The sequence below is a fragment of the Shewanella xiamenensis genome (genome assembly GCF_014647135.1).
Taxonomy (GTDB): Bacteria; Pseudomonadota; Gammaproteobacteria; order Enterobacterales; family Shewanellaceae; genus Shewanella; species Shewanella xiamenensis.
This window is the reverse complement of record NZ_BMOP01000037.1, coordinates 1-22889: the sequence shown is the minus strand read 5'-3', so window position 1 is coordinate 22889 and position 22889 is coordinate 1. Positions and strand designations below refer to the sequence as shown.

The 22889-nt window shown below is 45.5% G+C and carries 24 protein-coding genes and 3 tRNA genes; 18 read left to right on the top strand and 9 right to left on the bottom strand.

Features of this window, described 5'->3' with window-relative positions; genetic code table 11:
* Nucleotides 1-88 precede the first annotated feature (88 nt).
* From IEY09_RS19125 to IEY09_RS19105, 5 genes are all read left to right on the top strand, one after another.
* Nucleotides 89-850 carry an outer membrane protein assembly factor BamD gene (locus IEY09_RS19125; RefSeq protein WP_037431375.1) on the top strand — a complete coding sequence of 254 codons (762 nt, stop codon included), beginning with the start codon at nt 89-91 and terminating at the stop codon, nt 848-850.
* A gap of 218 nt (nt 851-1068) precedes the next feature.
* A tRNA-Phe gene (locus IEY09_RS19120) sits at nt 1069-1144 on the top strand.
* A gap of 56 nt (nt 1145-1200) precedes the next feature.
* Nucleotides 1201-1287 (top strand) — tRNA-Leu (locus IEY09_RS19115).
* A gap of 42 nt (nt 1288-1329) precedes the next feature.
* A tRNA-Leu gene (locus IEY09_RS19110) sits at nt 1330-1416 on the top strand.
* 161 nt (nt 1417-1577) lie between these two features.
* On the top strand, nt 1578-3203 hold the full coding sequence (locus IEY09_RS19105) for a methyl-accepting chemotaxis protein (protein WP_037421319.1): 1626 nt from the start codon (nt 1578-1580) through the stop codon (nt 3201-3203).
* Nucleotides 3204-3483: 280 nt separating this feature from the next.
* Here IEY09_RS19105 and IEY09_RS19100 read toward each other — a convergent pair whose 3' ends face one another.
* Together IEY09_RS19100 and IEY09_RS19095 are read right to left on the bottom strand one after the other, a co-directional pair.
* Entirely contained in the window at nt 3484-4206 is a 723-nt protein-coding gene (locus IEY09_RS19100) for a pseudouridine synthase (RefSeq protein WP_188872315.1), read from the bottom strand.
* 14 nt (nt 4207-4220) lie between these two features.
* Nucleotides 4221-4841 (bottom strand): helix-turn-helix transcriptional regulator, encoded by a 621-nt coding sequence (locus IEY09_RS19095; RefSeq protein WP_088586812.1) that lies wholly within the window; start codon nt 4839-4841, stop codon nt 4221-4223.
* 146 nt (nt 4842-4987) lie between these two features.
* Here IEY09_RS19095 and IEY09_RS19090 point away from each other — a divergent pair, with 146 nt between their 5' ends.
* From IEY09_RS19090 to IEY09_RS19080, 3 genes are all read left to right on the top strand, one after another.
* Nucleotides 4988-5602 carry an NADPH-dependent FMN reductase gene (locus IEY09_RS19090; protein ID WP_188872313.1) on the top strand — a complete coding sequence of 205 codons (615 nt, stop codon included), beginning with the start codon at nt 4988-4990 and terminating at the stop codon, nt 5600-5602.
* 50 nt (nt 5603-5652) lie between these two features.
* A complete protein-coding gene (locus IEY09_RS19085) occupies nt 5653-6069 on the top strand; it encodes a VOC family protein (RefSeq protein ID WP_055646677.1) in 417 nt (138 codons plus the stop codon).
* 170 nt (nt 6070-6239) lie between these two features.
* On the top strand, nt 6240-6710 hold the full coding sequence (locus IEY09_RS19080) for a YcxB family protein (RefSeq protein ID WP_037429752.1): 471 nt from the start codon (nt 6240-6242) through the stop codon (nt 6708-6710).
* An 82-nt stretch (nt 6711-6792) separates the two neighbouring features.
* Here the strand turns inward: IEY09_RS19080 and IEY09_RS19075 are convergent, their stop codons facing one another.
* Complete coding sequence (locus tag IEY09_RS19075; RefSeq protein ID WP_037429751.1) at nt 6793-7362, bottom strand: acetate uptake transporter; 570 nt, start codon at nt 7360-7362, stop codon at nt 6793-6795.
* Nucleotides 7363-8080: 718 nt separating this feature from the next.
* Here IEY09_RS19075 and IEY09_RS19070 point away from each other — a divergent pair.
* The 5 genes from IEY09_RS19070 (at nt 8081) to IEY09_RS19050 (ending at nt 11935) form a co-directional block, all read left to right on the top strand.
* Nucleotides 8081-8317, top strand: coding sequence for a hypothetical protein (locus tag IEY09_RS19070; protein ID WP_037421337.1), 237 nt, complete (start codon nt 8081-8083; stop codon nt 8315-8317).
* A 348-nt stretch (nt 8318-8665) separates the two neighbouring features.
* Nucleotides 8666-9529 carry a MipA/OmpV family protein gene (locus IEY09_RS19065; protein WP_037421340.1) on the top strand — a complete coding sequence of 288 codons (864 nt, stop codon included), beginning with the start codon at nt 8666-8668 and terminating at the stop codon, nt 9527-9529.
* Nucleotides 9530-9555: 26 nt separating this feature from the next.
* Nucleotides 9556-9948, top strand: a complete 393-nt coding sequence (locus tag IEY09_RS19060; RefSeq protein WP_080612404.1) for a DUF3019 domain-containing protein — start codon at nt 9556-9558, stop codon at nt 9946-9948.
* Nucleotides 9948-10661 carry a winged helix-turn-helix domain-containing protein gene (locus IEY09_RS19055; RefSeq protein ID WP_011073412.1) on the top strand — a complete coding sequence of 238 codons (714 nt, stop codon included), beginning with the start codon at nt 9948-9950 and terminating at the stop codon, nt 10659-10661. The genes IEY09_RS19060 and IEY09_RS19055 overlap by 1 nt, the downstream gene beginning before the upstream one ends.
* Nucleotides 10662-10669: 8 nt before the next feature.
* Nucleotides 10670-11935: an ATP-binding protein gene (locus IEY09_RS19050; protein WP_144376611.1), complete on the top strand. Its 1266-nt coding sequence runs from the start codon at nt 10670-10672 to the stop codon at nt 11933-11935.
* A 42-nt stretch (nt 11936-11977) separates the two neighbouring features.
* On the opposite strand, the gene IEY09_RS19045 is transcribed toward IEY09_RS19050, so the two are convergent.
* Nucleotides 11978-12286 carry a DUF1289 domain-containing protein gene (locus tag IEY09_RS19045; protein ID WP_144346618.1) on the bottom strand — a complete coding sequence of 103 codons (309 nt, stop codon included), beginning with the start codon at nt 12284-12286 and terminating at the stop codon, nt 11978-11980.
* Nucleotides 12287-12433: 147 nt separating this feature from the next.
* Here IEY09_RS19045 and IEY09_RS19040 point away from each other — a divergent pair, with 147 nt between their 5' ends.
* Nucleotides 12434-12970, top strand: a complete 537-nt coding sequence (locus IEY09_RS19040; RefSeq protein ID WP_037429744.1) for a DUF4136 domain-containing protein — start codon at nt 12434-12436, stop codon at nt 12968-12970.
* A gap of 135 nt (nt 12971-13105) precedes the next feature.
* On the opposite strand, the gene cysM is transcribed toward IEY09_RS19040, so the two are convergent.
* Nucleotides 13106-13984, bottom strand: coding sequence for a cysteine synthase CysM (gene cysM, locus IEY09_RS19035; RefSeq protein WP_037429742.1), 879 nt, complete (start codon nt 13982-13984; stop codon nt 13106-13108).
* Nucleotides 13985-14193: 209 nt separating this feature from the next.
* Between cysM and cysP the strand changes: the two genes are divergently transcribed.
* The 4 genes from cysP (at nt 14194) to IEY09_RS19015 (ending at nt 18227) form a co-directional block, all read left to right on the top strand.
* Nucleotides 14194-15201, top strand: a complete 1008-nt coding sequence (gene cysP, locus IEY09_RS19030) for a thiosulfate ABC transporter substrate-binding protein CysP (protein WP_055646681.1) — start codon at nt 14194-14196, stop codon at nt 15199-15201.
* 174 nt (nt 15202-15375) lie between these two features.
* The gene (gene cysT, locus IEY09_RS19025; RefSeq protein ID WP_037429738.1) at nt 15376-16221 is read left to right on the top strand and encodes a sulfate/thiosulfate ABC transporter permease CysT; all 846 of its coding nucleotides are present in this window, start codon (nt 15376-15378) and stop codon (nt 16219-16221) included.
* Between the two features lie 9 nt (nt 16222-16230).
* Entirely contained in the window at nt 16231-17100 is an 870-nt protein-coding gene (gene cysW, locus IEY09_RS19020; protein WP_037429736.1) for a sulfate ABC transporter permease subunit CysW, read from the top strand.
* Entirely contained in the window at nt 17097-18227 is a 1131-nt protein-coding gene (locus tag IEY09_RS19015) for a sulfate/molybdate ABC transporter ATP-binding protein (RefSeq protein WP_037421366.1), read from the top strand. Before cysW ends, IEY09_RS19015 begins: the two co-directional genes overlap by 4 nt.
* A gap of 120 nt (nt 18228-18347) precedes the next feature.
* On the opposite strand, the gene IEY09_RS19010 is transcribed toward IEY09_RS19015, so the two are convergent.
* From IEY09_RS19010 to IEY09_RS18995, 4 genes are all read right to left on the bottom strand, one after another.
* Entirely contained in the window at nt 18348-19493 is a 1146-nt protein-coding gene (locus IEY09_RS19010; protein WP_047537363.1) for an HlyD family secretion protein, read from the bottom strand.
* A 1-nt stretch (nt 19494) separates the two neighbouring features.
* Nucleotides 19495-19908 (bottom strand): DUF3302 domain-containing protein, encoded by a 414-nt coding sequence (locus IEY09_RS19005; protein WP_037421373.1) that lies wholly within the window; start codon nt 19906-19908, stop codon nt 19495-19497.
* A gap of 519 nt (nt 19909-20427) precedes the next feature.
* Complete coding sequence (locus tag IEY09_RS19000; RefSeq protein ID WP_047534521.1) at nt 20428-20910, bottom strand: hypothetical protein; 483 nt, start codon at nt 20908-20910, stop codon at nt 20428-20430.
* Between the two features lie 237 nt (nt 20911-21147).
* Entirely contained in the window at nt 21148-22635 is a 1488-nt protein-coding gene (locus tag IEY09_RS18995; protein WP_069455405.1) for an AAA family ATPase, read from the bottom strand.
* Between the last annotated feature and the right edge of the window lie 254 nt (nt 22636-22889).

Below are 22889 nucleotides of genomic sequence, written 5' to 3'. Positions count from 1 at the left end.
TGTGCTATCTGTTACAATCGAATGCTTTCTATTTTATCGTGAAATGGAAAAATTCTTAACTACAACTTATAAAGAATTGAATTCAAGTATGTATAAATTCTCCAAAGGCTTAACCTTAGTCCTATTTTCACTAGCGTTATCAGCCTGTAGTAGCAGTCCTGAAGATAACGATATTGCCGCCAAAACCTCACCTGACGAGCTTTATTCTCAGGCAAGAACCTCCATGGAGCTTGGCAATTACTCTAAAGCTGTCCGTTCATTGGAGGCGCTAGACTCTCGCTTCCCGTTTGGACCACATAAAACTCAGGTTCAATTGGATCTGATTTATGCTTATTACAAAATGGACGATGTTGCCTCTGGCATTGCTAACATTGACAGATTCATCCGTCTAAACCCAACGCACCCCAATATCGACTATGTCTACTATATGCGAGGACTCGTCAATATGCAGGCGGATAGCTATCTTTTCCACGATATGTTGAATATCGATAGAACCGATCGCGATCCGAAAAATGCCCAAGATGCCTTTAAGGATTTTGACCGTCTAATCAAAACCTATCCCAACAGCAAATATGCCGCTGACGCACAAAAACGCATGCTGTCGCTAAAAAACCGTTTAGCGAAATATTCCATTCAAGTTGCTGAATACTATATCAAAATGAACGCTTGGAGTGCTGCTGCTGTTCGTGCACAATCTGTGTTAGAAACATATCCCGGTACACCATCAACTGAGCGAGCACTGGAGATTATGGCAGAAGCTTATGGCGAGTTAGGTCAGAACCAACTGAAGCAAAACGTGCTAATGGTAATGCAAGCTAACTTCCCAAACAATGAAATATTAGCTAACTAAATAGAAATGCCCCTTTTAAAGGGGCATTTTTTCGTCTTCTACGGACATTTTTTACGTTTATCCCCTTTAAGTGGCACTGAGTATTTTCTCTTGTCATTCCCGCTAGGACTCAATAAATACACGATTCGAGTAAAACTTACCCAACCGCATCACTTTTTACATTATTTAGTAAAAATCAGTTGACTCAAAAGCCGAAAAGCCTTTAAATTGCGCCCGTCGCCCGAATAGCTCAGTCGGTAGAGCAGAGGATTGAAAATCCTCGTGTCCCTGGTTCGATTCCGGGTTCGGGCACCATCTTTAAGTTGGTTGCCTTAGCGACCAGTGTTAAAGGATTGCAATTAAAGTACAGTGCAGGTGTGGTGGAATTGGTAGACACGCCAGCTTCAGGTGCTGGTGCCCTTACGGGCGTGGAGGTTCAAGTCCTCTCACCTGTACCAAATTGCGATTCAACTTAGTTCGACAACCTGTCGAATACCAATGCAGATGTGGTGGAATTGGTAGACACGCCAGCTTCAGGTGCTGGTGCCCTTGCGGGCGTGGAGGTTCAAGTCCTCTCATCTGTACCAACATAAAGACCTCGCTAAGCGAGGTTTTTTTGTTTCTGCGATTTTATTTCCTTAAATCTCCAACCTCATTTGGCATGTTTGCTATAACTATTCATACAGACTCATCATGGACTGCTCGAGTTCTGCCTAAAAGCCTCCCAGAATACACTGAGGAAATCCATATGAATGGTCTTCAAATAAAACAAAAAATGTTTATTGGCATTCTCGTGCCGCTCCTAATGCTAGTAACCATTGGTTTTATCGCCATTTATATGATGGGAAAAATCGAATATGGCGTCGAGCGTATCTATAACGACAGAGTGGTTCCTTTAGACGATCTTAAGGTTATCGCTGATAAATATGCCGTTGATGTAATTGACGCGATCAATAAAGCCAATGCTGGCGGATTTAGCGCTTCGCAAGCGGCTAATGCGCTTGAAAATGCCAGCAAAACGATCAATCAGTACTGGCCCAAATACCTTGCAACTGAACTTACCCAAGAAGAATCTCGACTTGCACAACAAGCTGGACAGTTATTTTTACCAGCTAATCAACAAGTTGAGCTACTCATTTCATATCTTAGGGGGAGGAATGGCGATGTAGCTTACCAACTGAATGACAAAATATTACCGCTTTACCAAGCAATCGATCCGATAAGTGGCAAAATATCAGAACTTATCGCACTACAAATCAAAATTGCAGGTCAGGAAAGAGCTGCCGCTAACGAGATTTATCACTCATCGATTGCCATCTTTGCCACTCTTGCAGGGCTTGCAATGCTGACCAGTATTTTGATTGGACTTTGGGTTAATCGCAGTGTGATGAATCCCATCAATGATATTGTGCGCAATTTAAAAACGATCCGCCAAGATTCCGATCTTACCGTTAAATTCCGTACTTTTAATGATGATGAACTCGGACTTATTTCGACTAGCCTCACTCAAGTTATTGAACATTTGAGAGGGATTTTGCACTCCATCGCTGAAGCAGCAAATACGGTTAATAGCTCCGCGACCGAGCTAAGTAGTTTTACCCAAGAAACCAATAAACGCATGCAACAGCAACAAGCTGAAACTGAACAAACAGCAACAGCAATGAATGAAATGACGGCGACTGTGGCAGAGGTCGCTCAGAGTACTTCAGCCGCTGCGGATTCGGCAAAGGATGCGGATACTTATGCGGCGAATGGTAACCGTATCGTTATTGACTCAATTAGCAGCATGTCTCAACTTTCAGAACAAATTCAAAAAACGGCGCAAGTCATTGGCTTTTTATCCAATGAAAGCCAAAGTATTGGTCGAGTTTTAGATGTGATAAAGAGTATTGCCGAACAAACCAACCTATTGGCATTAAACGCTGCTATCGAAGCTGCTCGCGCAGGCGAGCAGGGTCGAGGTTTTGCCGTTGTCGCCGATGAAGTCAGAACGCTAGCTCAACGAACTCAAAAGTCCACCCAAGAAATTGAAGCGATGATCGCAACGCTACAAAAAGGGGTTAAAGAAGCAGTTAATGCAATGGAAGTTGGTATCAAGCAAGTCGATGATGCCAATAATAAAGCCAATGAAGCAGGTCAGGCCTTAAAAGAAATTGTAGCGTCAGTAGATAACATTGCTGAGCTCAATGCCCATATTGCGACTGCGGCTGAAGAGCAAAGTAGTGTGGCCGAAAGTATTAACCGTAGCATTATTGCGATCAGTGATATTACCGATGACTCGACTCGCTCAGCACATGAGCTCAGCGAGTCTGTTATAAACCTAACCAAACTGGCTAGCAGCATGCGTAATCAAGTCAGTGCATTCAGGCTCTAACACATATTCACTGGCACAGCCGTGCTGTGCCAGACTAATGTTATCCTTACGTGTTTGTTACAGCGTCCTTCAAACAATCGTATGCCGAGGTGTATTGACGTTTCAGAATTATTTTTGCAACCCTTTGGTTCACGATCTATGCAAGATAAAGTCCGCGCAGTATCGCTATTTTACTTAACCTAATGAGCGAGCCAGAACGAAATTTAATCTCAAAACGTCAGCATGCTCTTAGGGGATTATGTTTTTAAGTGCATATCAGCGCTTTATGCACCATCTCGAGTTACTTCATTTTTGAATGATAGATAGAGGCGACTTCTTGTGCAGTCAACATCCGACTCTCACCAGGGCTTAAGTGTTTATCCAGGGTAATCTCACCAATGGAAAGGCGGTGTAATCCCACCACTGGATTACGGAAACGACCAAACATCCGCTTGATTTGATGGTACTTCCCTTCCCTTAAAGTAACCTCTGCAATATGAGTGTCGAGGATAGTCAACTTTGCAGGCTGTGTGGTGATATCTTCAAAGCCAAAATACATGCCCTGCGCGAATGCCGCGACATAGTCCTCACTCAAGGGATTGGCTAAAGTCACTCGATACACTTTATCCACTTTTTGCTCGGGTGACATTAACGCCTCGGACCAACGACTATCATTGGTCAGTAACAATAAACCCGATGAGTTTAAATCTAACCGCCCAGCAATATGCAGCTCATGGCGAGCTTCGCAATCGAGTAAATCAATCACAGTGCGGTGCTCCTTGTCTTTGGTCGCACTCACTACCCCAACGGGCTTGTGCAACATCAAGTACACGGGCTGGTTGGCCTGTAAGACTTGCCCATCAAACACAATGTGGGAAAATTCATCCACCAGCAGATCGAGCGCTTTCGCAGGCGTGCCATCCACATATACTCGCTCCGCCAGCAAGAGTTCTCGCACGGCTTTACGGTGAATTTGTAACTTAACAGCTAGGTATCTATCGAGACGACCGCGTTTTGATTGCATCACACCATCCTGCTCTAAGATAAAGGCGCAATGCGATAGGCACAGCGACGAGCGCCGTCGATGATATGCTCTTCACGGCTTACAGTAGCGATATCGGCAAATAACTGCTGGAATTGTTGTAGTTCGGAGCGACAAAAATTTTGGCATTTCGTCGCTGCGCTGCAAATTGGACAATGATTCTCAAGTAACCAGAACACCCCATCCGCTTGTTCCTGCGTCGCCATATAGCCTTCGAGGGTACGTAACTCCACCAATTTAGTTAAACGGCTGGTAATATCCGTCATACCTTGCATCGCGCTGCGATACTGCTGCATAGCAGTTTGCTCTCTATGCTCAATCAGTTTATCCAACCCCTGATCACCAAATATCATTTTTACGGAATCAATCAATTGCAAACTAAGCTCACTGTGGCGATCGGCAAAGTGGGTTCTACTCTGCTCAGTTAATCCCCAATACCGGGTTGGGCGTCCGCGGCCTTCAACTCTGTCTTCAATATCGACATCACCCGCCTCTTCTAAGGCTTGCAAATGCTGGCGAACGCCCATAGTGGTCAACGCAAGCTCTTCCGCTAGGGTCTTAGCCGTTAACGGGCCATGCAATTTGAGTAATTGAATAATCTTATCAGTAGTTTTCATATGCGCTCTCCGCTCTTCGCCTCGGATTATCCCTCAATCGCCTACCTTTTAACAGAATAAATAAAGTTTTTTATTTATTTTATCCTTTACAAGATTAAATAAAGCAATTACCTTATAAATAATTTATAAACAAATAGGTTTACATAATGAACTTACTCATCATCAGCACCAGTCAAAGAGCCCACTCCCAAAGCGCTAAAGTCGCGAAATACATAGCCGAAACCAGTTTTTTATCGCCCCATAGTGTCGGTTACGACGCTATCCATCACTTAGAACTTTGCCAGTTCAATTTGCCATTTTGGGATGGTGAAGAGGACAATAAGGGCGAGCATTGGCCTGAGATTGAACAAAGAGTGGATGCTGCGGATGCCCTGGTTTTGATTACACCCGAATGGGGTGGAATGGCATCGCCACTGCTTAAAAACTTCCTGTTGATGTGTAGCCGTCAGGAAACCGCCCATAAGCCAGTGTTGTTGATTTCAGTTTGCAGCGGCATTAGCGGTGCCTACCCCATTGTGGAAGTCAAAATGAATGCACTCAAAAACAATAAATTAGTGCCGATTCCCGATCATTTGATCATCCGTAATGTCGAGAATGTACTCAACGCTACACCCCAAGGAACGCGGGATATCAACCTCAGGGAAAGAGTGCAATATAGCCTATTTATGTTGCATCAATACGCCCAAGCCTTAGCGCCGATACGCCAACGCCATGTTCATCAACCCTACCCCAAGCAGCAGGAATACTGCTACGGTATGTAAGCAGCTTGGATGTGAATCACACTGACTAAAATCATTACAAGGAACGCATTATGATCCATTTAGAGCACATCAACCTAGTCGTCGACGATATCCCTAAAGCACTCACTTTTTATCAAGCCGCCTTCCCACATTGGCGTGTCCGTGGCGGAGATAAAGGGACTTGGTACGGCAAGCCGCGCAATTGGATTCATTTTGGCGATGATTATCAATACATTGCCTTTAGCGATAACGGTGAAGGCGAAAACCGCGACTTAACGGGCCATCAAATTGGCTTAGCTCATTTTGCCTTTGTGGTGAGTGATTTAGATGAAGTGATAACAAGGCTAACCCAAGCTGGTTTTCCGATAGCCAAAGATGGCATGGAAGATCCCTATCGCCGCAATATCTACTTCTTCGATGCCCATGGATTTGAAGTCGAGTTTGTTGAGTATCTGAGTGATATTCCCACAGAGCGAAACCGCTATTAAGTCATAAGCAAACTATGGTGCAGGAACGGGCGCAGGTACGATAACAGGGTATTTTGCGCCGTATCGCTACTGCAGACTTATCCCAAAAATCGTTACTTTACGCAGCTAACCCGCTAAACTAATGTGCTATCCAGCTTTAGATAATTAAACTTTTGATTAGTAAATAAGACATGACCACACCCTATTGTTATTCCACAACTTACATCTTAGATAAAGCGCATTTTGACGAGTGTTATACCCAGTCCGTCAAACCCGATCCCACTCTCAAACCTTATTATAAAGCCATAGGTTTCGGGCTCATTGGCATTGCGCTGATTTTTGCGGATGTCAGCCTCTATCTGGCCTATTTCTTTGTTGGGCTCGGGGTGATTGAAGCATTAAATGTAAAATACAACAAAGCGTGGTGGTTGATGCGGCAAATGATGAGCAAAGCCGCCAATAATGAAGTCACCCTTATCATTGATGAGCAAGGTATCCACACAAAATCACAATATGTTAACGCTCAAATTCTCTGGACGGATATTTATCGTATTGTGCAAACGGATAAAGGGTTCCTAATCACCCATAAAACAGGGACCAGCTATATCTCTAACCGTAGTCTAGATAATGCCTGTATTGCATTTATCCAAACTAAAATCTGATGTTGTAAGTTTTAATATTACTGACCCGTCAAAAATGCAAAAGGCTGAATGATTCAGCCTTTTGCATAAACTAAGAACTCAGTTAGACCTTAGCTTTAAGCTCGCCTATCGGTAAAATAGTGCGGCCATATTCATTATTGAGCACTTGCGCCATGGCAAAGTAAATTGCACTCGCACCACAGATAATCCCTTCAAAACCCGCGATGGTGCCAATAAGCGCGCTGCCAGTAAAATCTCTCGCCGCCAGAAGGAAGAATAGAATCGTCAACGAAGCAAACACAAACTGCTTAGCCCTTGGATAACGTAACGATCCCACAAACATAAAGGCTGTAAAAATTCCCCAAAGGGTTAAGTACCACCCCATAAAATAGGTTGGACTCGCCGCAACCCCAGCATTTGGCATTAAAATAAGCCCAACTAAGGTCAACCAGAATAAACCGTAAGAGGTAAAGGCGGTTGTACCAAAGGTATCACCACGCATAAAGCACATAATGCCAACGATAATTTGACCCATTCCGCCATAGAAAATCCCCATAGCTAAGATCATCGAGTCAATCGGAAAGTACCCTGCATTATGAATGTTTAGCAGGATAGTCGTCATACCAAAGCCCATTAAACCTAATGGAGCCGGATTCGCCAGTTTTGTCGACACAGAAAGTCCCCAAAATGATAAGTAAATTTCAGTACAATAATTTGCACTTATAGTTCGATAAAAAGCGGCGAAGTTTAGATAACAACAAAGAAGATCACAATCTAAATCTTATAATCATAACAAATAAACAAATTAACCATTAAAATCATCAAGATAAAAAATTAATAAATAAAAAAATCTACAGGCTAAAAATTAATCTCTTAAGATTCAAATATCTATAAAACATGGGTAAAAATAGTGCGCTAAATCTTATTTATAGGGCAATTTTGCTATAGTTCAAACTTTCTACTCTCTCATCAACAAATGCACTCTCTAGTAATCCGTAAAAACCATCAAAAAGATTAACTTCATCCCATAAATAGACCAAAGTTGAGATAAGTCTATTTTTAAACATATTAATTACAAATATGCCGCTCAGGATGATGAAACTTAAGGGTGGTAAGAACGTCATAGTAAAATAAGCTCAGCTTGGTAGTGGAAAATCAGGGGGATTCGCGCGGTTTACGAAGGATGAGATCGGTATTTTTGACTGGCTTAGGCACTTAAGCCTGCCCATAAAACAACCATGATAATTCGACAAAAAATAGCTTACAAAATGAGTGAAAAATTATTTATATCTAAAAAATAATAGCAATGATAAATTGCTATCTGTTGACGCAGCGGCATGATGGGAAACCAGTTAGGCTGTTGTTAACTATCAATAACTAAAGGAAATAAAATGAAAACGTTATCAGCTGTTATCACCCTGTCGGCGCTAATCAGTTTTGCTAGCTTTGCCGATGAATCAACACTTCCTCCTGCACCTGCAAATGATATCGCTCAACTGACCGAAGTATGCCAACAGATGGCATCTGAAGATCAGATTGAAAATGCCGAGCTTAAACAATATGTCCTCGACTGCGTGAATGACCAGCTAACAGAAATGGGCTATCAGACACTAAAAGAACTCAACTGATCGGTTTTACTTCCTTTAGCTCCTGGCTGTAATCAAGCTTCATCGAGTTTTACGAATGCCATTCCGACAATGAATGGCATTTTATTTGCTGCACCAACCCAAATTAGTAACACCAACACCCAAAAAGCAAAACAGTATAAATACAACACACCAACGTCGACAAAAGCGCTAAGTAAGTGCATTTTATGCTTTTATGATGTCTTTCAATTGATTACGAGATCTACATATATGCTATTTGTATGATATCTGTATCATTTTGCATCCCTTCAGGTGAAAGCACTGTGGAATTAAGCATAAAATGCTAATCTGTTGCCCATTACCGACTGTCATTAAATCCGAACGCATATCATGTATCGAACATTATTAATCTTACTCACCGCGCTTAGCCTACCTTCAATTGGAATGGCCAAAGAACCGTGCGTCACTAAAGATGAATGTATTGAAATGCGCAACTGGGATTTAGGCGTGGCGGTCGGTTGGGGACAAAAAACCAACCCTCTTAGGGATTTTGATGATATTCCGGTCTTTTTTATCCCAACAGTAGCTTACTATGGTGATCATTGGTTTTTTGATAACGGTAACTTAGGCTATAGCTTAGTTGAGCAGCAATATTTCAGCGTCAACTTAGTGACCAGCTATAGCATGGATAGAGCTTATTTCTATCGCTGGGACCCTTCGAATATCTTTTTGGAGCGAAGTTCACAGGATGGGGCGAGAATGCTCTCGACCAAGACAGTTCTCAGCAGTGAACCCGAACCCGTGTTTAATTCCTTAGAATCGCGTAACTTTACGTTATTAGGTGGCGCTGAAGCATTTATTTATACCCCATTAGGCGTAGTTAGGTTAGCCTACACCCATGATATGTTTGATGTGCATCAAGGCGCTGAAGCGCAAATTAAATGGACCTATGGTTGGCATTTAACCCGCTGGGTAATGGATATGTCACTCGTATTTGATTGGAAAAGTACCAACGTCGTCGACTATTACTATGGTGTACGCCCGAGTGAAAATGATTATTGGAGCAAACATTACCATGCTGATGCTGGCTGGAATAAAGGGGTCGAAATGACAGCCCGTTATATCTTAACTGATAACTGGGATATGCTCTTTGCGTTCCGCTACACACAAATTGCAGATGAAATAGCCGCCAGTCCCTTGCTCAATCAAGACTATAGCAGCACTTATTTTATTGGCGCAGCGTATAGGTTTTAACAAGAGTGACGCCCCTTCATATTAGGATGCTATGCATATTCGGTCTAAGCGTTAGCTTAATGGGACCGACTCATGCACTTGCCGCTCCAAATGAAGAGTCAAAATTAAAACTGACCCCTGAAATCTGTATCACGGGGGATGAAAATCAAGCCTGTGAAATCCGTGTAGAGTTGCAGTGGCAACTCGCTAAAAATGAGCTGGTTTGTATCTTATCTGACAACAATGCCTATCCTAAATGGTGCAGCGAATCGCTAGAACAACATGAAATCACATTGAATGTCAGTACGCTAAACGATATTCACTTTGTTCTGGTCAGTAAGGATACCAACCAAACACTGGCTGGAGCCAAATTAAAAATCACGTCGACCTCGCAGCCTCAGGTGCGCAGACGTTACCGTAACCCTTGGAGTTTATTTTAATGACGAATCCACAATCACCCCACAGAGTGTTATTGGTTGAAGATGATGTCCGTCTTGCGAATTTAATCGTAGATTATTTGAAATCCCACGGCATGCACGTTGAAGTAGAGCGTCGTGGCGATACAGTGTTAACCCGCTTAATCAACTATAAGCCTGATATCATCCTGCTAGACATTATGTTGCCAGGAATTGATGGTCTTAGCCTGTGCGAAAAGTTACCCGATTACTTTGCCGGCCCGATCCTGTTGATGAGTGCCTTAGGCTCGAGCGAAGATCAGATCAAGGGACTAGAACTCGGTGCCGACGACTATGTGGTTAAACCCGTTGATCCTGCCCTGCTGGTTGCCCGTATCAACAACCTATTACGCCGCCAAAACCAACCGCCTCAGGCCGAATCCCATTGCCTGACTTTTGGTAAACTCAGTATCGATCCCCATACCCATGCAATTCGACTCGACAACAAAGAAGTCGACCTCACCAGCCATGAGTTTGAACTCCTGTGGTTACTGGCATCACAGGCAGGACAAGTACTGAGTCGTCAATATATCTATCAATTACTGCTCAATATTGATTTTGATGGTAAAGACAGAAAGATCGATGTGCGGATCTCAAGACTTCGCAAAAAGCTCAACGACAATATTGAGACCCCCTTCAGAATTAAAACCGTTTGGGGACAAGGCTATCTATTCGCCCCTGAGGCTTGGAACAACTAAGAACTCCCGTGAAACGTCTCTTTATCAGCTTATATTTACTGCTGAGTCTCAGTTTTCTGGGCATAGGCTGGACACTGGACAGCCTATGGAAGAAAAATGTAGATGAAAATAATCCCTTAGATGCTCCTCTGGTTGCATTTGCCCAGCTGTTGACCCAGCTTCCAGAGGAGAGCCGCCACGATTACTTAGAAGCACTCACAACCGATAGTCAGCTGCCGTTAAATCTACTCAGTCCAGATCAAATTGCACTGGCGAAAGATCAAGTTCTGACGCCCAATCATGTAGTCACCACCACAACCAGTGAGGGCGAACAATTCCAGTTTATTCAGGTAGGTGAACAAGTATTAATGGCGGGTCCTATTGAGATAGACCCCAGAGCCGATCTGCGTAATTTATTCACTCTGTTTTTCTATTTGTCACTCGCACTCGTCGCTTTGATTTGGGTTGGACCACTCTCGCGAGACTTAAGCATATTGCGTAAGGCCACAAAGGATTTTGGCGAAGCCAAATGGGATACTCGCATCAATCTCTCGAACCGCTCTCAGGTAAAACCCTTAGCCAATACCTTTAATGAAATGGCGCGACATATCAGCGCATTGATTGAAAACCAAAAACATTTGTCCAATGCGGTTTCCCACGAGATTCGCACGCCCCTTGCGCGACTGAAATTCGCCCTCGCCCTAATGCCCATGTACTGCCAACCTGACTCTGACGAACAAAAGCGTCAGGATTTTCTCAATGAAATGCAGCTCGACATAAAGGAAATGGAAAACCTACTGCAAGAATTACTCACCTACGCCAGTTTAGAATCCCAGCGCGAAATGCCTCTAGATGAATACGATCTTATCACCTTGATTAATCAATCCATTAAACGTTTAAGTGCATTGAGTGAAACCCCAATAACCTTGCATACAGATATAGAGACCCTGCCCTTATTTGGCGAACCAGCATTGATTGAGCGAGCACTGCAAAATCTACTGACCAATGCACAGCGTTTTGCTCGCCATCAAATCTTGATTGAAGTCAGCCAAACCCAGCAACGGGTAACACTAAGTGTGAGTAATGATGGAGAGCCTATCCCTGAGGTGGATTTACCTAAAGTGTTCGAGCCCTTTTACCGCAGCCAATCGGTGCAAAATGGCAATAAGGGTCATGGTTTAGGTTTAGCGATTATCAAACGGATCATGCAGCGTCATCAGGGTGAGGTCAATGTCACCAGCCATCCAGCCCAGACGCGTTTCACCTTAAGCTGGCCGAAAAAGCGGCAAATTTAGCGCCTCTAGTTTGTATCATCTTATCAAAAAGGCTCATTGAGATTATTCGTCGAGAGCAAGATCGCCTAAATCTAACTCTGCAGCGGTCTGTGGCGCAAAATCAAGCTGTGGATTGATAGCGGCCCGCTCCTGCTCAAGTGCTTGCTGACGCGCCTTATACAAGGCCAGCTCCCGCCGACGTTTCCGTTGATGACATAAACGGATCACATCATGTTTTTCTGCATCGGTAAAATGCAACCAATTAAACCGCTCATCACGACTGCGCAGGCAACCTTTACAATAGCCCCGCGCATCGGTTTGGCATACACCGATACAAGGGCTAGGAATATCGAAAAAGGCTAACTGTTCCATGATCTTGGGCTACTCTGCCAGTTTAAGTACGTAAAATGTGTGACCTTCTATACTTAACAAAAATCAAACACTTTTCACTAAATTACTTGCAGTCTTACTGTTAATCAAGGCACATTGAATACTGTTCGTACAATTTGGAGTGCAATGATGAGATACAAATACATCGCCAGTTTGTTCATCGCCACGGTCTTTTTAAGTGCTTGCAGCACTAAGCCGAAAAACGATTACGATCTCAATTATAACTTTAAGGCATTGCAGAGTTTCTCGCAGCTTGCTCCACAGCCCAACGACGATCCGCTCAGTGCCCAGCGTATTCAAACCGAAATCACCCAGCAATTAAGCCAAAAAGGCTTTACCGAAAATGCTTCTTCCCCCGATTTTAAAGTCGCCTATGGCTTACTGACCCAAGACAAGCCTAAAGACTCAGGTCTATCTATAGGCTTAGGCACGGGCAGTTTTGGCCGTTCTGGCGGCATTGGCATAGGCACCAGCGTTGGCGTGCCTCTTGGCAGTGACACAGCAAAAATTCAAACCATTCAAATTGATATTATCGATGCTAAAACCAATAAGCTGATTTGGCGCGGTACCGATAGTTTCGATTTTGATGCGGGCGGCGATAAAAAAGCCCAAGACACCGCTAAGGCGGTAAGTCGGATTTTGGCGCAATTTCCACCGCAGCCATAATTATTGGGCCATGATGATTTAAGCGATGCTTGAAACTATGAGGGCTTAAGCAATAAGTGATAAAAATGGGCGATACACGCCCATTTTTATTGCAGAAGAAACCCCAAATGCGAGGATCAGTGGATAAAACGCGGCTTAAGAAAATAGCCCAGATGATAGATAACGGTCGCCCCTATCGCACACAATCGCAACTACAACGGCCCCCGGATTCTGCCTCGCTATCTCAAGCGCTGCAAATACCGCGCCGCCAGAACTCACGCCAGCACAAATACCTTCTTCACGCGCTAAAGTTCTTGCCATTGCTTTGGCATCTTGCTCTTCTATATCCATCACGGCATCGACACGGGCGGCATCAAAAATACCCGGTAAATATTCCTGCGGCCAGCGGCGAATCCCTGGAATCGAACTGCCATCAGCGGGTTGTAGCCCGACAATGGTGATATCGGGGTTGCGGCTTTTTAGGTATTTCGACACGCCCATAATGGTACCTGTGGTACCCATGCTGGAAACAAAGTGAGTGATCTTGCCTTGGCTCTGCTGCCAAATCTCTGGGCCAGTTGTGAGAAAATGCGCATTTGCGTTATCTTGATTATTGAACTGATCCAGCACCTTACCTTTGCCTTGAGCCTGAAGATCTAAGGCCAAATCCCGCGCAGCTTCCATATTGTCCACCAGCAGCAGCTCGGCGCCATAGGCCTGCATGGCATCCTTACGCTCTTGGGTCGAATTCGACGGCATAATCAGGATCATCTTGTAGCCTTTAATCGCTGCGGCCATCGCTAAGGCAATCCCAGTGTTACCACTGGTGGCTTCAATCAAAGTATCACCTGGGGCGATTTCTTGGCGAAGCTCCGCCTGGTTAATCATATTCAGTGCGGCACGATCCTTTACCGAGCCAGCAGGATTATTGCCCTCTAGCTTTAACAGTACCGTAGAGCTCCCGCAATCCAACCGTTGCAGACGAACTAGCGGCGTTTGCCCGATACAGGCTTCAATAGTCATAAAGTCAGACACAGGGTTTATCCTTTATTTGATAAAAGCAACTCGCATAGGGATATTTTAAGGGGCTTAGCCACAACAAACACGATGAATATCACCTATGGCATACAATTAATTGCTCATAGTTATTCAAAAAAGTTCTATTTAACTAGCTTTTTATAAGTAAAAACTTCAATTACTCTATCTGCATACCCTGACACAGTTGCCAGATTAAGGAGCACAAAATGCCAGTAAAATTCACTAAGGCCCTGCTAGGAACCCTATTACTGGGCGCTTCCCTCAATGCCGCAGCCGCCGATCAGACCTTACTTAATTCCTCTTACGATATCTCACGGGAATTATTTAGTGCCTATAACCCAGTATTTGCTAAACATTGGCAAGAAAAAACCGGTAAAACGGTTGAAATCAAACAGTCTCATGCAGGTTCTTCAGCGCAGGCTCGCTCGATTCTGCAAGGCTTACCCGCGGATGTGGTGACTTTTAACCAAGTCACCGATGTGCAAATTCTGCATGATCGCGGCAAGTTGATCCCAGAAAACTGGCAACAACTGCTGCCTAATGCCAGTTCACCTTACTACTCTACCATTGCGTTTTTAGTGCGTAAGGGCAATCCAAAACAAATCAGCGACTGGAATGATTTAGCTAAAGATGACGTTAAGCTGGTGTTCCCGAATCCAAAAACCTCAGGTAATGCTCGTTACACTTATTTAGCCGCCTTAGGTTATGCCCAGAAAAACTATGGCAAAGATAATCAGGCTTCTTTAGATGCGTTTTTGAAAAAGTTCCTTGGTAACGTTGCCGTATTTGACACAGGCGGCCGTGGTGCAACCACTTCGTTTGTTGAGCGTGGCATCGGCGATGTGTTGATCACCTTCGAATCTGAAGTTAACAATATTCGTCAGCAATATGGCGCCGATGATTACCAAGTTGTCGTGCCTAAAACCTCGATTCTGGCAGAATTCCCCGTTGCCGTAGTAGAGAAAAATGCTAAGCGTAACGGCACGCAAGAATTAGCGACCGAGTATCTAACCTATCTCTACAGCGAAGAATCACAACGTTTGTTAGCCGGATTTAACTACCGCGTTCACAATGAGAAAGTGGTTGCCGAATTTACCAAACAGTTCCCTGCGGTGGAGTTAATGACCGTTGAGCAAATCATTGGTAACTGGGACAACGCGATGAAGACCCAATTTGCCAATGGCGCTAAACTGGATCAGTTATTAAAGCGTTGATCATCAGCTTGGGTACCTAAGTCATCAAACCTACAACCCGGGCAATGTCCCGGGTTTTGTGGTTATATCGCAATAAAGATAAACATCAGCAGTCTTTATCGCGATTGAGCAATAACGTGCTAATGGCATAATAATATTGGATTAACTCCATTAACCTTATCGGGTGGTTATTCAGTGATATTTAATAATGGGCGCTTACGCCACAAGCGGGTTTTGCCGGGGTTTAGTATCAGCCTGGGTGTATCTTTGCTGTTTGTCAGCTTGATTCTTTTACTCCCCACCACAGGCCTGATTATGCAAACCAGCCAGATGAGCTGGGCCGAGTATTGGGGCGTGATTACCGATCCCCGCGTACTAGCAAGCTACAAAGTCACTATCTTGTCGGCACTGGCCGCCTCCCTATTTAACTGTCTTTTCGGGCTATTACTCGCCTGGGTATTGGTTCGTTATGAGTTTCCAGGTAAACGCCTCCTCGACGCCTTAGTCGATTTACCCTTTGCCTTACCCACAGCCGTCGCGGGTATTACCTTAGCCACTCTCTATGCTGAAAATGGTCAGATTGGTAGCCTATTGGCCGAAATTGGCATCAAAGTGGCCTATACGCCATTGGGGATTGTGGTCGCGATGATCTTCACCAGCATTCCCTTCGTGGTGCGCACCGTCCAGCCCGTATTGGAAGAGTTATCCCACGATGAAGAAGAAGCTGGCATGACCTTAGGCGCAACCGATAGCGCGGTGTTTTGGCGGGTGATTTTGCCCTCACTGTGGCCAGCTTTAATGGTTGGCACGGCACTGTCTTTTACCCGCAGTCTTGGAGAATTTGGCGCGGTGATTTTTATCGCCGGTAATATGCCCTACATCAGTGAAATCACCTCATTGATGATCTTTGTTCGCTTACAGGAGTTTGATTTTGCTGGCGCAAGTGCCATTGCATCTATCGTGCTGATAACATCTTTACTGCTGTTACTGCTGATTAACCTGTGGCAAGCGCGTTATTTACGCCGTATTCACGGCCGATAAGGAGCCACCATGAACTCATTTAAACCTTTAAGAGTCGGTGAAGCGCCCCTTATCAAATGGAGCCTAATCACCCTAGCAGTCTTCTTGGCCATGGTGTTATTACTGCTGCCGTTAGTCAGTATTTTCCAGCAGGCCTTTGTCGGTGGCTGGGAGCGTTATATCGAGCATCTGAGCCAACCCGACTCACTCCACGCGATTGGGTTGACCCTTATGGTCGCGGCGCTCACCGTGCCGATAAACTTAGTGTTTGGGGTCATGCTCGCTTGGAGCGTGACACGCTTTGAGTTTCCAGGGCGTAAGTTACTCATTACCTTGATTGATATTCCCTTTGCCGTATCGCCCGTGGTCGCAGGCTTACTCTATCTACTGCTTTACGGCAACAGTGGCTGGCTTGGCGCTTGGCTGTTTGAGCACGATTTACAGATCATGTTTGCTTGGCCGGGCATTTTATTAGTCACCATTTTTGTGACTTGCCCCTTTGTTGCCCGAGAATTAATCCCCTTGATGCAGCAACAGGGTGCATCGGAGGAAGAAGCCGCAGTAATCCTTGGCGCCTCATGGTGGCAACTGTTTCGCCGCGTGACTCTGCCCAATATCAAGTGGGCGCTGATTTATGGGGTGATCCTCACCAACGCCAGAGCCGTGGGTGAGTTTGGTGCCGTTGCCGTGGTATCTGGCAATATCCGTGGTGAAACCAACACCTTACCTTTGCATGTGCAATTACTTTACGAAGATTATCAGGCCGAAGCCGCCTTCGCGAGCGCGTCACTGCTTGCCTTGATCGCCCTATTTACTTTACTGCTAAAAGCCTTAGTAGAGTGGCGCCAACAACGCAGCTTATCCGCCAATGACAACCAAGAGCAGAGCCAATCATTATGAGTATTCGTTTAACTAATATTTCCAAAAAATTTGGCCAATTTCAGGCGCTCTCGCCGCTCAATCTGGATATTCAAGAAGGCGAGATGATAGGTCTTCTCGGCCCTTCCGGCTCGGGTAAAACCACCCTACTGCGGATTATTGCTGGCCTTGAGGGCGCAGATAGTGGCCAAATCCATTTCGGTAATCGCGATGTGACCCAAGTGCATGTGCGCGACCGCAGAGTCGGGTTTGTTTTCCAAAACTATGCCCTGTTCCGCCACATGACAGTCGCCGATAACGTCGCCTTTGGACTCGAAGTCATTCCGAAAAAACAGCGCCCGTCAAAGGCCGAAATCCAAAAGCGCGTCAGCCATTTACTCGAAATGGTGCAACTTGGGCACCTAGCACAGCGTTACCCTGAGCAGCTCTCGGGCGGACAAAAACAGCGTATCGCCTTAGCCCGCGCCTTAGCGACTCAGCCCGAAGTACTGTTACTCGATGAGCCCTTTGGCGCCCTCGATGCCAAGGTGCGTAAAGAACTGCGCCGCTGGCTACGCAGCCTTCACGATGAGCTGAAATTCACTAGCGTGTTTGTTACCCACGATCAGGACGAGGCCTTAGAGCTTTCCGATAGAGTAGTGGTAATGAGCAACGGCCATATTGAGCAGGTCAATACCCCTATTGAGTTGTATGCCCAACCCAATAGCCGCTTTGTGTTTGATTTCTTAGGTAACGTCAATCGGTTTGAGGCAAGCTGGCAACAGAATCGTTGGACCAATGGTGACGCCTTCTTAGTGCCTCCTGAGCAAGCGCCACTGCAACAAAACGGCGCGCTCTATGTGCGTAGCCATGAGCTGGCACTGGCGGATAAACCCAATAGCCAAGCCCATATTCCTTTTACCATAGTGGCGATAACACCGGTTGGCGCAGAAGTGCGTGTCGAACTGGCACCTATCGGCTGGCAGAGTGAAGAACTGTGGGAAGCCACCTTTACCCACCACCATCTGCAAGAATTGGGGCTGCAAAAAGGCAGTGTGGTCTACGCCACCCCAAGAACGGGTTATTTCTTTGCTGAACAAGGTGATGGTTCGCCTATCCGTCAAAGCTGGCCCTTCCTGCCGCCGGGCAGCTTAGTCTTCGATATTTAATCGCAGCCAGCATTCACCTACTGCATACAACAAAAAGCGCTGACAGTCTTGTCAGCGCTTTTTGTTAACTCTAGAACAGCTTAAAACCAAATCCAAGCAAAGTGGTTAGATTCCCCCCTACTAGTGACCATCGAAGAACAAGTAGTTTAACCAGCCCTGCATCCGTAGCAGCACTTTGCGCATCACAGCGACATGGTGAAAATGTTCGCTATACACAGCCACTTGTCCAGCTACTCCAGCTGGGAATTGACGGCGTATCGCATCGTCTTCAATATCGATTAATACGATAACCCGCCCTGTTTGGAATAGCTGATTGGAAGATTGCAGCGTGCCATTCATCTGGATCTCACCCTCTGCCATCGCAGGGAGTACCTTAGCGACTTTGCCCTTAAACACTTGTCCAGGCGCCGCATCTAATACCACTTCGGCCTCATCGCCCTCCTGTAAACGCAGCAGCGAATTTTGCCAGAATGCACCGGCAAAATACCGCTGTTCATCGGGGATAAAACTCATCACCGGCCGTAAAGGTAAGGGAACCGCCATCGCCCCTGGACGCAGCGCCATTTGGGTGACAATACCATCGGCGGGCGCCCGCACAACAGTTTGCTCGAGATTATACAGTGCACTTTCAAGATCACCCTGTAGTCCGGCAACTTTAGAATTAACCCCATCCACATTGGACTCATAGGCAAGACGCGCACGTAACTCTTCCGCTCGCGCCGCAGTAAGTTGTGCTTCAGAGGCTAAATACAATTGTTGTTTATTGTCTAATTCCAGCGCAGTAAAAGGCGAGTTCGCCCCACCTTTACGATGGCCTTGTTCATAACGGTCATAGGCTGATTTATTGCGATCTCTATCTGCGGCAACTCTCGCCACATTTGCCTTAGCGGTTTCCAATGCAGCCTCAAGTTGTGGCACCTCTTGCTCCGCTGCTAACAACGCTGCTTTTTTAGTTTTAACAACAGCTTCATAGGGCGTTGGATCGATGCGAAACAGCACATCCCCATGTTTAATCGGCGTATTAGGTTTGACATCAACAGAAGTCACTATGCCTTTGACAGCAGGCGTAATGGGAATAGTCACATAGTATTCCCGCGCAAAACGTGAATAGGGATGGTTGTAGTTCATTATCAGCAACAGCGCCCCTATAAGAATCACGCCTCCTAATACGGCGGTTGGCACTGTCCATTTGTTCATCGGGATCTTAAAGACTTTAAAAATCACAATACAAAAGGAGGCATAGGTTAATATCAATAGTAAATCCATGTTATACCTCGGCTTTTGGGCTTACGACAGTGGAAGTTGCAGCAATGGTCTCAACGCTTGCTGCTGCCGGAGTGGGAATAGGCGCCGATTCAAGTTGCTCAAGCTTTGCCTGTAAGGCCATGACTGTTTCCCTTAGCGCTTTAACATCATCCTCCAATGCCTGCTCGCGCTTCATCACAGTGCTAAATCCCCAGCCTCGGTCCTCTCGATACAAGGTCGCCCAAATCCATAAAAAAGGCCAAATTGCATGTAACGTGAATAAACTTACCCAGCCCGCAATATGCAATGCATCCTGCTGGGGATGATTGCGCTTTTTCGCAATTTCATAAGGGATATCGTGAATGGCAATCACGCCATAAAAAATCACCACTACGACAAAAAACAAAATACCTAAGGCAAAATAATCCAGAAACATGCTCAGCTCCCACTCCCTTCCCATTCCTTATTTCGGTAAAACATCCTTTACCAAAATCGCTCTTTGCCACACAGTGTCTTTCAATTTGAGACACCATATAGTTCTACACCAGAATGACAAATTCGCAACAAAACCATCCAAATAGCTTGATCAAAAACACAATGGTTTATTGCGATGCGACAAATGGCATCCAAGGAAAGGCGGCCAGTGTCGATAAATTGCTATCGCTAAGATATGAATTATGGCTTGCCAAATACGGCAAGCGACGAGACTGGGATAGCTCAAAAACCTAGGCCTTTATGTCTTGTATCGAAATGAGGCTAGCGAGAGTGGGCAACGCGTAAAGTAAGCAAAGACAAGATTTGCAAGCTAATGTCAGCTTAGATTTCTATGGGGTCACTCCCGATGTAGAGGCGAGCAAACCAAGACTGGATAACGACATCACGGCTTCAGTCTGAGCATTAACCCAAGAATCACAACAGCCAAGTGTTTAATTTAAAAGTTTTAACTTCAAGCGAGTTAGCATCGTTCTTGCCACTGACTTTCAACTAAATTGAACTCATAGTGGCTGTCATGGGGAGCGATATTAGCTTTTAATTTAAAGCTTTTGCCACCTGCGGCAATCCAGCACTTGGAGAACCATTCGATAAGCGCGTTGGTCGCAATCTGCCAAGGGTCAAGGTCTTCATCCTTGTCGATATATTCCTCTTCAAACTCATCAGGATAGACATGGTCGATATCGAGCAAATTCGGATTGACTGGTGATGGGTATGCAGCCTTGCCATCGAGTTCCACAAAATACTCGGTGTTATCTTTATCCATAAAAAATACCCGCACCGGGAATTGGGATGAAAAACGATCGACAAAGACTTCAAACGCCAGCGTGGCCACCTCTTGGGGATAGTCATACTCAATCAGTTGCTTAAGAATGGGCTGTAACTCATCGGTGAGATTGTCTAAGTAGCCACCGACTTTTTCTGTAAACTCTTGCTCGAAACTCATCTCTTCCCTGCTTATCATGCTGTACGGCTCAAACGGCAAATATTACTCACACTAAAAACTTGCCATTAGAAACTGAAAAATAATCTATATCCACCAGCAAGTTAACATCGACTGTGATGATACCTAACTCTTTCCCCAACCAAAAGCCCCCCCTAAAATCTAAAGTCGCTTTATGGCGGATAAGAAGCGATGCCCCATAAGCCGCCACATATAAATCAGCGATTACCAGCCCAATTACTACTCATGGGCATTGACTGTGCGCCCCGCAGCCCATTGTCTTAGGGCATTAATCTTATCGCCCATCACGATGGATAAAGGTTTGGTTTTGGTCAGCTCTTCTAACAACATGTCTTGGTCGAGCGTTCGCGCTAAACTGCGGGCGCTGTACATGGCGGCGATCACCGCCTGCTCGATTTCAGCCCCCGAAAACCCTTGGCTATGGCGTGAAAGCTGGGCAAGATCGAGCCGAGTCACATCGATACCGCGGCGCTGGCAATGGATCAAGAAAATTGCTTTGCGTATAGCCTCATCGGGTAAATCGACAAAGAAGATTTCATCCATTCGCCCCTTACGCATCAGCTCGGGCGGCAGGGCTTGAATATCGTTAGCGGTGGCGACCACAAACACCTCAGACTTACGCTCCGCCATCCAAGTTAATAGTGTGCCAAGAATGCGGGTCGAAGTGCCCTCATCACTGCTACTGCCGCTTAAGCCTTTTTCAATTTCATCAATCCAAAGAATACAGGGCGACATCATATCGGCCAATTCGAGGGCGTTGCGCAGATTCTTTTCAGTTTCGCCTATGTATTTGTTATATAAGGCGCCCATATCGAGTCTGAGCAAGGGCCGCTGCCACACACCCGCCACCGCTTTGGCCGCAAGACTCTTGCCACTGCCCTGCACCCCGAGTAATAACACCCCCTTTGGCGCATCGGGTTGTACCGCGGCCTTGGCATCGGTGGTTACCTGCGCCACTGGTGCGCGCTGTTTTAACCATTTTTTGAGATTATGTAACCCGGCAATCTGCGAAAAATCACTGGTGTCGTACTCAAATTGCAATATGCCGTTAAGATCGAGCAACTGGAATTTGGCTTTGTTGATCAGGTCAACATCCGAGTGAGTAATGGCGCCATCATCCACAATCGCTTTATGGATCAATCGTCTGGCATCATCTAAGGTCACACCGCGCAGGTTTTCCGCCAGTTTAATCACGGCTTTATCATCCACATTCAATGGCATGCCTTGGGTGCGCACTTTATCCACCTCAAGATAAATCAGGTTCTCAAGCTGCGAGGTACTCGGCAGGGTAAGCTGAAAATAAGCGCAGTAACGCTTAATTTCGGGCGGGATCTCAAAGGCATGACTCACTAGCACCAGCGTATGTTGCAGCGCATCGTATTCGAGGGCGATTTCTTTCAGCAGACGGACATTCTTTGGCGCATCAATCACAAAGGGATGAAAATCACAGAGCACATAAATCCCCTGCTGGGTCGTCGCTTTAATCTGCCCTAAGATATCGCTGGGTTCAGTATTAAATTTCTGTGCGGGCATCGGCTTATCAACCCGCGTAAGCCCTTGGGTAATACTCCAAGTAAATAGCGGCTGATAGAGTACATTCGCGATTCGCTTAAGCATGTCAACAACACGATATTCTTCATAGGTTTCAATCACCACTATGGGCGTTTTAGAGCGTAGTACAGCGGTCAAATCGCGAATGTCTTGCATATCTTAAGTCCATAATCCGTTATGAAACCAAAAGTTAACATAAAACACCGCTACAAACAGGATTTTTACCACGCCAAGCACTAGGGCGTGTTGACGTTTCAGGGGTATTTTTGCAGCAATTTGGCTAGCTTTTATGCAAGGCAAAGTCCGTGCAGTGTAGTTATTCTACATAAACGGACGATAACGCGGCAGAAAAGCCAGCCAAATGCTGCCCGAAGGGTTCGTCTGGCAAGCCCTTGCTCTTACTTTCTGTC

Bases quoted from the DNA above. Each gene is read 5' to 3' on its own strand.
- cysP (WP_055646681.1), top strand. From the start codon at position 14,194: ATGCCAGTAAAATTCACTAAGGCCCTGCTAGGAACCCTATTACTGGGC.
- IEY09_RS19105 (WP_037421319.1), top strand. From the start codon at position 1,578: ATGAATGGTCTTCAAATAAAACAAAAAATGTTTATTGGCATTCTCGTG.
- IEY09_RS19090 (WP_188872313.1), top strand. From the start codon at position 4,988: ATGAACTTACTCATCATCAGCACCAGTCAAAGAGCCCACTCCCAAAGC.
- IEY09_RS19060 (WP_080612404.1), top strand. From the start codon at position 9,556: ATGCTATGCATATTCGGTCTAAGCGTTAGCTTAATGGGACCGACTCAT.
- IEY09_RS19055 (WP_011073412.1), top strand. From the start codon at position 9,948: ATGACGAATCCACAATCACCCCACAGAGTGTTATTGGTTGAAGATGAT.
- IEY09_RS19080 (WP_037429752.1), top strand. From the start codon at position 6,240: ATGACCACACCCTATTGTTATTCCACAACTTACATCTTAGATAAAGCG.
- IEY09_RS19000 (WP_047534521.1), bottom strand. From the start codon at position 20,910: ATGAGTTTCGAGCAAGAGTTTACAGAAAAAGTCGGTGGCTACTTAGAC.
- cysW (WP_037429736.1), top strand. From the start codon at position 16,231: ATGAACTCATTTAAACCTTTAAGAGTCGGTGAAGCGCCCCTTATCAAA.
- IEY09_RS19070 (WP_037421337.1), top strand. From the start codon at position 8,081: ATGAAAACGTTATCAGCTGTTATCACCCTGTCGGCGCTAATCAGTTTT.
- IEY09_RS19005 (WP_037421373.1), bottom strand. From the start codon at position 19,908: ATGTTTCTGGATTATTTTGCCTTAGGTATTTTGTTTTTTGTCGTAGTG.
- IEY09_RS19125 (WP_037431375.1), top strand. From the start codon at position 89: ATGTATAAATTCTCCAAAGGCTTAACCTTAGTCCTATTTTCACTAGCG.
- IEY09_RS19085 (WP_055646677.1), top strand. From the start codon at position 5,653: ATGATCCATTTAGAGCACATCAACCTAGTCGTCGACGATATCCCTAAA.
- IEY09_RS18995 (WP_069455405.1), bottom strand. From the start codon at position 22,635: ATGCAAGACATTCGCGATTTGACCGCTGTACTACGCTCTAAAACGCCC.
- IEY09_RS19095 (WP_088586812.1), bottom strand. From the start codon at position 4,841: ATGAAAACTACTGATAAGATTATTCAATTACTCAAATTGCATGGCCCG.
- IEY09_RS19065 (WP_037421340.1), top strand. From the start codon at position 8,666: ATGTATCGAACATTATTAATCTTACTCACCGCGCTTAGCCTACCTTCA.
- IEY09_RS19040 (WP_037429744.1), top strand. From the start codon at position 12,434: ATGAGATACAAATACATCGCCAGTTTGTTCATCGCCACGGTCTTTTTA.
- IEY09_RS19010 (WP_047537363.1), bottom strand. From the start codon at position 19,493: ATGGATTTACTATTGATATTAACCTATGCCTCCTTTTGTATTGTGATT.
- IEY09_RS19015 (WP_037421366.1), top strand. From the start codon at position 17,097: ATGAGTATTCGTTTAACTAATATTTCCAAAAAATTTGGCCAATTTCAG.
- IEY09_RS19100 (WP_188872315.1), bottom strand. From the start codon at position 4,206: ATGCAATCAAAACGCGGTCGTCTCGATAGATACCTAGCTGTTAAGTTA.
- IEY09_RS19045 (WP_144346618.1), bottom strand. From the start codon at position 12,286: ATGGAACAGTTAGCCTTTTTCGATATTCCTAGCCCTTGTATCGGTGTA.